Raw genomic sequence first — 9,547 nt, 5'->3', positions numbered from 1 at the left:
GTCATCGCGCTTCGCAGAAAGCGTCGATGGTAGTTGAGGGGTGCCCCTGTGAGAGTAGGACGTTGCTAGGCAAATAGAGACCACTGAGATTCAGTGGTCTTTTTTAATACCCAAAAAAGCTCCCAACATACAAAAGCAGGAGAGTCGTATTAAAAAAGAAGCCGATTTAAAATCGACTTCTTTATAGATATATTAAAGAACTCTAGTAGCTTTAACGATACGTTCTTTCCAGTAGCCGGAAGTTATATTTCCATAGGATACACCGCTTGATGTCGCAGCACTAATCATTTGGCCGTTACCAACATAAATTCCAACGTGGTTAATTGCACCATTAAAATCTGTATCAAAGAAAACTAAATCCCCAGGTTGTACAGAAGAAATAGCTACAGTTTTTCCAACTGTTGCTTGAGCACTAGATGTTCTTGGTAAAGTAATGTTTCCTGCATCTTTGAAAACTCGATAAGTGAATGAAGAACAGTCAAAAGCATCCGTTCGATTCACACTAGCTCCATATAAATAGGAAGCCCCAAGGAATTTTTTAGCATAAGTCACGATTTCATTACCACTGACAGAAGCTGTGATATCCTCTTTAACCGTATTGGAAGTAGATGAAGATGAACTTGCTAAATTAATTTTTTGACCAACATAAATATAAGATGGATTACTGATTTGTGGATTATAACTTAATAGTTTACTAAGACTAATTCCTTGATTTGCAGCAATTTTAGAAAGGGAATCCCCTTGCTTCACTATATAAGTAGAATTAGTGCTTGTTGTAGTACTAGAATTAATAGTAGAAGCTACTCCTTTACTTTCATTAACTACAAGTTTCTGTCCAATGGAAATGAATGATGCATTTTTAATAGACGGGTTCCATTTTAGTAAATCGTTAACAGTCACCTCATAAGCTGCAGCAATTTTAGAAAGAGAATCTCCCTTTTGTACAATGTAAGTTGTTGAACTAGTTGTTGTGTTTGATTTTGAGTTTGAAGTTTCATCAGATAATTTAAGAATTTGACCAGGGAAAATTAGACTAGAACTTAAATTGTTTAATGATTTAAGTTCGTTTACGGTAATAGAATTTTCTAGAGCGATTTCAGATAAAGTATCTCCACTCTTTACAGTATGGGTTGTAGCTGCAAAAACAGAATTCCCTCCAATAAGTGATCCAATTAGTACGGTAGATAAAACTAATGATTTTTTCATAAAAAATTCCTCCTATTTTTTGAGGAAGAGTTTTGCCTAAGATAGATGGAGTACTTGTTCCACTTAAGGATCTAAACGATTAAAGCTGAATAATTGAACTACCATGATCGTAATCTTCCAAATCATTAAAAAAAGTTATGAAACATGTTACATAAGTTGATTTTGGATATTTAATTCTATTTAGTAACTAGTTTTTTTGTTTCATAGTGAATGGCAAACTTTCTATTCCGATTATGTATAAGGTGAGTTACATTTCCTTATATACGTTTCAATTAGCTCTTAAAAGTTATATGGCCTCGATTTTCTATTTGACTGAAGAAAGCCCCGCTTCTAAGGACGTATTGAGAGTATTTGTCTCTTTGGTGGAATTACGTACCCTATTTACCTTAAACATACAGACTTCCTCAAGACTATAGACTGTTCTTCTTATCAAATGGTTCCCATTCAAAGTTGATTTTGGCAAGAAGTGAAGATTTTACTGTTCGTTTAATAAGCATTTTTCTTTCAATAAACATTTCAATATTAGGTTTAAAAGACTGTTCATAAAATTTTTTGTCTATAACAAATTATTCAACTTTAAAGTAAAGTCACATGTTGGCAGGGTCACATAAATATAGTAGTAGTGATGTCATTTTCGAGGTGATTTTATGAATAAAAAACGTTATAGAAGAAATTTATTAGCCCTTTTATTTATCCTAATTACGGCGATTGCTGTATTATTTGCTAAATGGTATTTTGAAGTAAATCAATATCATGATATAGAAGATGAAAATTCTTATAGTTGGCAAAGGTATATGAATGAAGATGAGTTTACACAATTAGAAGATGGAATGTCTTATTCGGATGTTGTAAGAGTAGCAAAGGGTAGAGGTGAAAAAATATCCGAAGACGTGTATATTTGGGATGATGAACTATTACTAACTCAATCTTATGAAATTCACTTTCAGGATGGAAAGTTAGAGCAGAAAAAAATTATTCAAAAACGTGGTTATTCATCTCGATAAAAAGAAATAAAGCACATCTTAAATAGAACCGTTTTCTCAATAATAAATAGATTGGATAGAAAGATGTGCTTTATTTTGTAATTAGAAGGTATACACTTTGAACATTTAACGCTGTTTAGGTAAACTTATGGTAATGTGATTGTGAGAGGATACGTTAAAAATGATTGTAGAAAAAGAAGTTATCTCCTTAGAGGAAACTCAAAAATTAGCTCATCAACTAGCAGAATTATTGGAACCACAAGATACGATAACCCTTGAAGGGGATTTAGGTGCTGGTAAAACAACTTTTACGCAAGCCCTTGCAAAAGGATTAGGAATTTCAAGGACGGTAAATAGCCCGACTTTTACAATAATGAAGCAGTATGAAGGAAGGCTTCCCTTTAACCATCTAGATGTTTATCGTCTTGCGGATAGTAACGAAGATCTTGGATGGGATGAAATTTTCTATGGTGATGCGGTAACAGTAGTAGAGTGGGCCCATTTAATAGAAGAGTATTTACCTGATGAAAGACTTGCTATTGAAATTTATCGCATCGATGACAATAAACGAAAATTTGTACTAAAACCAATCGGAAAGCGTTACGAACGGTTATGTAAGGAGTTATTTAAATGATTTGGTTAGGAATAGAAACATCAAATTCACCGCTTTCTATAGCAATAGTAAAAGATGGACAAGTATTAGTTGAAATCGTCGAAAATGTAAAGTTAACCCATTCGGTGACGGCTATGCCAGCGATACAGGAACTATTCAGTAAAGCGAAACTAAAACCCGCTGATATCGATGCAATTGCAGTTTCAGAAGGACCGGGTTCCTATACAGGCATTCGTATCGGCGTAACAATTGCCAAAACCCTTGCTTGGACGTTAAAAAAGCCATTAGTAGGGGTATCAAGTTTAAAAACGTTAGCAGCAAACGGTGAATTGTTTAATGGTATCATTTGTTCATTATTTGATGCGAGAAGACAAAATGTCTATGCAGGTGTTTATCAGGGATGGGAATTGGAAACGGTAATGGAAGAACGTCACGTATCAATTGATGATTTATTAAGCCAATTACATTCATTAAACAAACTTGTATTATTCATTGGAGCAGACGTAGAGATTTTTAAAGATAAAATGATAGAAAAATTAGGTGAGCATGCAATATTTGCACCATCGACCATCGCATTACCCCGTGCCTCCAAGTTAATAGCGATAGCTGAAACAAAGCCATTACCAAGTATAGAGGAAGTTCATCATTTTGTTCCTCAGTATCATCGATTGGCGCAAGCTGAAGCGAATTGGATTCAGGATCAAAAAAAGGGGCAATAATAAATGATACTTTATCGGAGAATGACCCCAGAGGATGTAGAAGCGGTACATGGGATTGAGCTTGCTTCCTTTCCTACTCCGTGGACGCTAGATTCATTTCATTATGAAATGAGAGAAAATCAATTTGCTTATTATATTGTCGCGGAAAATGAACATGGCAATATTGTCGGCTTTTGCGGTATGTGGCTTGTTATTGATTCTGCTCAAATTACAAATGTTGCAGTTATTGATGCTGCGAGAGGACAAGGAATTGGAGAAGGATTAATGAGAGAGGCAATGCGAATCGCGAAGGAACACGGTGTAGATGTTATGAGCTTAGAAGTACGGGTTTCAAATAACGTGGCACAAAACCTTTATCGAAAGCTTGGGTTCCAAGATGGTGGAATACGAAAAGGTTATTATACAGATAATCAAGAGGATGCTCTTGTAATGTGGGTGAATTTAAATGAGTGATCGAATTATTTTAGCAATAGAGACGAGTTGCGATGAAACGGCTGCTGCCATTATTCGAAATGGTCATGAAATTATTTCAAACGTAGTTAGTTCTCAAATAGAAAGTCAGAAACGTTTTGGCGGTGTTGTTCCAGAAATCGCTTCTCGTCATCATGTAGAACAAATAACAATTGTAATTGAAGAAACATTGGAAAAAGCGAACATGCGACCATCGGATTTAACGGCTATAGCAGTAACAGAAGGACCAGGATTGGTAGGGGCTTTATTAATCGGAATTAATGCGGCAAAGGCATTTGCTTTCGCTCATAATCTACCGATTATTCCAGTGCATCATATTGCAGGTCATATTTATGCGAATGCATTAGTGCAACCGATGCAGTTCCCTTTACTAGCCCTTGTCGTATCTGGGGGACATACAGAATTAGTATTTATGAAAGAGCATGGAAGTTTTGAAGTGATAGGGGAAACTCGAGATGATGCAGCTGGTGAAGCCTACGATAAAGTAGCGCGGGTATTAAATATGCCTTATCCAGGAGGTCCCCATATTGACCGACTTGCCCATGAAGCAAATGAAGGAGTAGAGTTCCCACGAGCTTGGCTAGACGATACATATGACTTTAGCTTTAGTGGTTTAAAATCGGCCGTTATTAACTATAAGCATAATATGGATCAGCGTGGAGAAGAAATTATCCCTGAACAAGTCGCAAAAGGTTTCCAAGATAGTGTTGTAGAAGTTCTAACTGCAAAAACGGTTCGTGCGGCAAAGGAATTTAACGTTAAACAAGTCATTGCTGCTGGTGGTGTATCAGCCAATAAAGGCTTAAGAACAAGTTTAGAACAAGCCTTTGAAAAAGAACAGATTCCGTTTACAGTACCACCATTAAAATTTTGTACGGACAATGCAGCAATGATTGGAGCTGCTGCAACCTATATGTATGATGCGGGAGTTCGTGGAGATTTATCCATGAATGGTATTCCCGGTAAAGAATTAAAGAGTTGGATATAATAATGAAGTCACAAATGTTGTGGAGTTATCAACATTTGTGACTTTTTAATATTGCCGAAAAATATACGGAATAGAGTTACGGTGTCGTAAACCGCTATTTTTTGTGTAATTTCCTTTCACTTATTGATTTTTTCATTTTTTGTATAATTTTTCTGAAATCTTATCCACAGGCGAACAATATTATGATGAAATTGTCAAGGCGAACATTCGTACTTATGCACAAACTGGGGATAACTTGTGTATAACTTGTGGTAAACCTATATATAGTATGGATTTTTTCACAAAAGAATGTGGATATTTTTTTATAAAACTGTGGATAATGTGGAAAAGTGTGTTGATATGTTGATATTACTAATCCTTTCATGTGAATAAATTTGTGGAAATTTTTTATCGAAATTTGTCTATTGACCAAGATATATGTAAATTATTTATGAATAATAAAAATACCATGTGCTTATGCACATGGTATAGTTTATGAAATAATGTTTTCTAGCTCTTCATTAAGCTCAAGCCACTGTACTTCCAATTCATCGTGTTGTTGTTTTACTGAATCTAACTCCGATTGATATTTCAAAACTTGTTCGTGATCTTTAAAAATTTCCGGGTCACATAGTTTTTCTTCAATAGTGTTAATTTGTTCATCTAAAGTAGCCATCTTCTTTTCAATGTCTTCCACTGTCCGTCGAATTTGACGCTCCCGTTTTTTTGCTTCTTTATCAATTTGGGAAGTAGAGGATTTGGATTGGGAAGGGGATTCAACCCCTTTGGCAGCTGCAACTTGAGCTTTCATTTCAGCTAATTCTTGTAGTTCCTGCTTTTTCTCCAGATAATAATCGTAATCACCTAAATATTCAAAGGAACCGGTTCCAGATAATTCAACGACCTTCGATGCGATTCGGTTAATAAAATAACGATCATGGGAAACGAAAAGTAATGTTCCTGGATAATCGATTAAGGCGTTTTCCAACACTTCTTTACTATCTAAATCTAAATGGTTTGTCGGTTCGTCTAGAACGAGTAAATTAGCCTTTTGCATCATGAGCTTAGCTAGAGCAAGTCGGGCTTTTTCACCTCCGGAAAGGGAATTTACCGTTTTTGTTACATCATCACCACTAAATAAAAATCTTCCTAATATCGTACGGATATCTTTTTCATTCATAAGTGGCCATTCATCCCAAAGCTCCTGAAGAACAGTCTTATTGCTCTTTAATTTTGCTTGTTCCTGGTCATAGTAACCAATTTGAACGTTTGCACCATATCGAATATCTCCGGAAAGAATCGGTAAATCCTTTACGATTGTTTTTAGTAAAGTGGATTTTCCAACTCCATTTGGACCGACAAGGGCGATGCGATCTTCCCGGAAAATTCGCATATGAATATTTTTCGAAATCGTTTTTCCATCATAGCCAATCATTAAATCATCAATGGAAAGTACATCATTTCCGCTTTGGCGTTCAATTGTAAAACCGAAATTAGCAGAACGTTCATCACCATCCGGAGCATCCATCCATTCGGTACGTTCCAGCACTTTTCTTCGGCTTTGGGCCATTTTCGTTGTAGAAGCGCGGGCGATATTTTTTTGAATAAATGCTTCTAATTTTGCCTTTTCATCCTGTTGTCGCTCGTACAATTTCATATCACGTTCATAGTTTTTTGCTTTTTCAGCTAGATAAGCACTATAGTTTCCAACATATTTTGTTACATGGGTTCTTGATACTTCATAAACAATGGAGACAACTTGGTCTAAAAAGTAACGGTCATGGGATACGATTAAAATCGCTCCTTCATACCCCTTTAAGTAATTTTCTAACCAGCTTAAAGTTTCAATATCAAGATGGTTTGTCGGCTCGTCCAAAATTAATAAATCAGGTTTACTTAAAAGAAGCTTTGCTAACGCTAAGCGGGTTCTCTGTCCACCTGATAGGGAGGAGATAGGTTTATCATAATCTTCGGGATAAAATTGCATGCCATGTAAAACAGAACGGGTATCCGCTTCATATTGATAACCACCCGCTTCTTTGAAATCATGCTGAAGTTGGTCGTACTCTGCCATAACGCGGGCATACACTTCCTCATTGCCATAAACAGCTGGGTCAGCCATTCTTTGTTCAAGGGAACGTAAATGTTTTTCTTGGTTACGAAAAGAGTCGAAAATCGTCATCATTTCATCCCAAATGGATAGTTTCGATTCGAGCCCAGTATGTTGCTCCAAATAACCGATTTTCACATCCTTTGGAATAATAATCTCACCGGAATCATAGGACATTTGCCCAGCGATGATTTTGAGTAATGTCGATTTTCCTGCTCCGTTACGCCCGACTAAAGCTACCCGATCTCTATGTTGAATTTCTAATTTAACGCCGCTTAATATTTCATCTGTCACAAAAGATTTATATAATTGATTTACTTGTAAGACGATCATTTTTACACCTCAGTTCTATCTTAAGTGTAATTGATGAAGAATTCCTTCGCAATGTGGATGCTTTACTTATTTGTACATGTTTAGTAATATGAAATCGATTTCGATTTCGTAATCATTATAAGGGATGAAATTTTGACACTCGAGGAAATGAAAAGTTCCCCGAGAAAAGATTGGGGGATAATGGGTGAAGCAAGAAATGAAAATTCCACAAGCAACGACAAAAAGACTTCCTCTTTATTATCGTTTTTTACAAAACTTTGCCAATGAAGGGAAAAGAAGAATCTCATCACAGGAATTAAGTGAAGCAATGAAAATTGATTCAGCTACGATTCGTCGTGATTTTTCTTATTTTGGAGCGCTTGGGAAAAAAGGATACGGATATGATGTTCTCTATTTACTAGAGTTCTTTAGACAGACCCTTGATCAAGATGAAGGGGCGAACGTTGCCTTAATAGGTGTGGGGAACCTAGGAAATGCCTTTTTAAAATACAATTTTCAAAAAAACCACAATACAAGAATTGTCGTTGCGTTTGATACAAAAGCACCTTATGAGGGAACAGAAGTAAATGGGATTCCCCTTTACCATCCAGATCGTTTAGAAGAAATGTACCATGAATATAACGCAGAATTAGCTATTTTAACGGTATCTTCCCGCTCAGCACAAATGATGGCTGATCGATTAGCTGCTATTGATGCAAAAGGGATTTTAAACTTTACACCTGTCCGTTTAAATGTACCGGATAGTATGAAGTTAATGAATATCGATTTGTCAGTCGAACTAGAGGCATTAATTTACTTAATCCGCAATAGTGACTGACACAAAGTGTTTACATTATGTATTAGCAAATTGCGACAAGATGCGTTAAAATGTACATATATTAGAGGAGGTGGCTACAGTGGTTGTGCATTTAAATGCAATTTCACCATTTGCCGTTGTTATTATTTGTATTGTAGCCCTATTAATTTTTGGACCGAAAAAATTACCTGAATTAGGTAGAGCGGTAGGGACAACCCTTCGCGAGTTCAAAAAGGGAGCAAAAGGGTTAGTAGAAGATGACGAAGATATGAATAAAAAGAACGTTAATGTCATCGAGCAACAAAATGTAGATAAAGAAAACAAGTAAGTTAAGGATGTCTTTTAATATGAATCCAAAAGAACTCACTGTTATTGAACATATAGAGGAATTGAGGAAGCGACTTTTTATTTGCGCAGTTTTCTTTGTTCTAGCTTTAATTGTCAGCTTTTATTTTGCAAAGCCCATCATTCGTTTTATACAGATTAGTGAAGAAGCACAGGAATTAACTTTAAATGCTTTTAAAGTAGGGGATCCCCTTACAGTTTATTTAGAAGTAACGTTTATTGTAGCAATTATCATTACATCGCCAGTTATTCTTTATCAACTTTGGGCTTTTATTACACCAGGGTTGCATGAGATGGAACGAAAAGCGACATTAAAATATATTCCCTATGCATTTTTACTGTTCATCGGAGGACTAGCTTTTGGGTATTTTATTTTATTCCCAAATGTTTTGCACTTTATGATGACTTTATCGAATGACCTTGAAATTCAACAAACGATAGGTATTAACGAATATTTCTCCTTTTTATTTAAACTGGTTGTACCTTTTGGTTTAATATTCGAACTACCAGTTGTCATGTTATTTTTAGCAAGATTAGGGATATTAAATCCACAACTTATGGTTAAATTCCGTAAGTATTCGTATTTTGTTTTATTTGTCATTGCGGTATTAGTAGCCCCGCCAGATATAATTTCTTATATAATGATTTCTATTCCGCTTTTCGTTTTATATGAAGTGAGTATTGTCATTGCCCGAATTGGCTATAAGAAATATCAAGTAGCTGAGGAAAAACGGATACAGGAAGAAAAAGAGGCTGCTCAAAAAATGCAAGTAGAACAATTGTTAGCAGAACAACGACGTCAAATTGAAGAAATGTCAAATCATCAATAATAAAAGCCTATTTTCGAAAGTAAAATGTACCCTATAAGATAGACACTTAAAAAAAGTCTCTCTTATGGGGTATTTTTTTATTTATAATGAAAAAAACAATGGCTCTAAAATATTTGTTGGGGTACAGATAAAATTCAGAAAAAATAAACACGCAATCTCCTAATTTTGTTAGAC

Annotated in this window: 10 protein-coding genes; 8 read left to right on the top strand and 2 right to left on the bottom strand. The window is 35.5% G+C overall.

What is annotated here, in order from left to right:
- Positions 1-192 precede the first annotated feature (192 nt).
- Entirely contained in the window at positions 193-1,206 is a 1,014-nt protein-coding gene (locus ACH0B5_RS17315; RefSeq protein ID WP_406928214.1) for a C40 family peptidase, read from the bottom strand.
- Between the two features lie 647 nt (positions 1,207-1,853).
- Here ACH0B5_RS17315 and ACH0B5_RS17310 point away from each other — a divergent pair.
- From ACH0B5_RS17310 to tsaD, 5 genes are all read left to right on the top strand, one after another.
- On the top strand, positions 1,854-2,210 hold the full coding sequence (locus tag ACH0B5_RS17310) for a hypothetical protein (protein WP_122973494.1): 357 nt from the start codon (positions 1,854-1,856) through the stop codon (positions 2,208-2,210).
- Between the two features lie 160 nt (positions 2,211-2,370).
- Positions 2,371-2,823 carry a tRNA (adenosine(37)-N6)-threonylcarbamoyltransferase complex ATPase subunit type 1 TsaE gene (gene tsaE, locus ACH0B5_RS17305; protein WP_122973493.1) on the top strand — a complete coding sequence of 151 codons (453 nt, stop codon included), beginning with the start codon at positions 2,371-2,373 and terminating at the stop codon, positions 2,821-2,823.
- The gene (gene tsaB / locus ACH0B5_RS17300; RefSeq protein WP_122973492.1) at positions 2,820-3,521 is read left to right on the top strand and encodes a tRNA (adenosine(37)-N6)-threonylcarbamoyltransferase complex dimerization subunit type 1 TsaB; all 702 of its coding nucleotides are present in this window, start codon (positions 2,820-2,822) and stop codon (positions 3,519-3,521) included. The genes tsaE and tsaB overlap by 4 nt, the downstream gene beginning before the upstream one ends.
- A gap of 3 nt (positions 3,522-3,524) precedes the next feature.
- The gene (rimI, locus tag ACH0B5_RS17295; RefSeq protein ID WP_122973491.1) at positions 3,525-3,974 is read left to right on the top strand and encodes a ribosomal protein S18-alanine N-acetyltransferase; all 450 of its coding nucleotides are present in this window, start codon (positions 3,525-3,527) and stop codon (positions 3,972-3,974) included.
- Positions 3,967-4,980, top strand: coding sequence for a tRNA (adenosine(37)-N6)-threonylcarbamoyltransferase complex transferase subunit TsaD (gene tsaD / locus ACH0B5_RS17290; RefSeq protein ID WP_122973490.1), 1,014 nt, complete (start codon positions 3,967-3,969; stop codon positions 4,978-4,980). The genes rimI and tsaD overlap by 8 nt, the downstream gene beginning before the upstream one ends.
- Before the next feature lie 472 nt (positions 4,981-5,452).
- On the opposite strand, the gene ACH0B5_RS17285 is transcribed toward tsaD, so the two are convergent.
- Positions 5,453-7,402, bottom strand: coding sequence for an ABC-F family ATP-binding cassette domain-containing protein (locus tag ACH0B5_RS17285; RefSeq protein WP_341362783.1), 1,950 nt, complete (start codon positions 7,400-7,402; stop codon positions 5,453-5,455).
- Positions 7,403-7,586: 184 nt separating this feature from the next.
- Between ACH0B5_RS17285 and ACH0B5_RS17280 the strand changes: the two genes are divergently transcribed.
- The 3 genes from ACH0B5_RS17280 (at position 7,587) to tatC (ending at position 9,373) form a co-directional block, all read left to right on the top strand.
- The gene (locus tag ACH0B5_RS17280; protein ID WP_122973488.1) at positions 7,587-8,219 is read left to right on the top strand and encodes a redox-sensing transcriptional repressor Rex; all 633 of its coding nucleotides are present in this window, start codon (positions 7,587-7,589) and stop codon (positions 8,217-8,219) included.
- Between the two features lie 79 nt (positions 8,220-8,298).
- Positions 8,299-8,526, top strand: coding sequence for a twin-arginine translocase TatA/TatE family subunit (locus tag ACH0B5_RS17275; protein ID WP_122973487.1), 228 nt, complete (start codon positions 8,299-8,301; stop codon positions 8,524-8,526).
- Between the two features lie 19 nt (positions 8,527-8,545).
- The gene (gene tatC / locus ACH0B5_RS17270; RefSeq protein WP_341362782.1) at positions 8,546-9,373 is read left to right on the top strand and encodes a twin-arginine translocase subunit TatC; all 828 of its coding nucleotides are present in this window, start codon (positions 8,546-8,548) and stop codon (positions 9,371-9,373) included.
- Positions 9,374-9,547 lie beyond the last annotated feature (174 nt).

The organism is Ureibacillus sp. 179-F W5.1 NHS, from assembly GCF_045369345.1.
In the GTDB taxonomy this organism is placed as follows: Bacteria; Bacillota; Bacilli; order Bacillales_A; family Planococcaceae; genus Ureibacillus; species Ureibacillus halotolerans.
The sequence above is the reverse complement of the archived record's forward strand: the minus strand, read 5'-3'. Positions and strand labels throughout refer to the sequence as shown.

Bases quoted from the DNA above. Each gene is read 5' to 3' on its own strand.
- ACH0B5_RS17285 (WP_341362783.1), bottom strand. From the start codon at position 7,402: ATGATCGTCTTACAAGTAAATCAATTATATAAATCTTTTGTGACAGAT.
- tsaD (WP_122973490.1), top strand. From the start codon at position 3,967: ATGAGTGATCGAATTATTTTAGCAATAGAGACGAGTTGCGATGAAACG.
- tsaB (WP_122973492.1), top strand. From the start codon at position 2,820: ATGATTTGGTTAGGAATAGAAACATCAAATTCACCGCTTTCTATAGCA.
- tatC (WP_341362782.1), top strand. From the start codon at position 8,546: ATGAATCCAAAAGAACTCACTGTTATTGAACATATAGAGGAATTGAGG.
- tsaE (WP_122973493.1), top strand. From the start codon at position 2,371: ATGATTGTAGAAAAAGAAGTTATCTCCTTAGAGGAAACTCAAAAATTA.
- ACH0B5_RS17310 (WP_122973494.1), top strand. From the start codon at position 1,854: ATGAATAAAAAACGTTATAGAAGAAATTTATTAGCCCTTTTATTTATC.
- ACH0B5_RS17315 (WP_406928214.1), bottom strand. From the start codon at position 1,206: ATGAAAAAATCATTAGTTTTATCTACCGTACTAATTGGATCACTTATT.
- rimI (WP_122973491.1), top strand. From the start codon at position 3,525: ATGATACTTTATCGGAGAATGACCCCAGAGGATGTAGAAGCGGTACAT.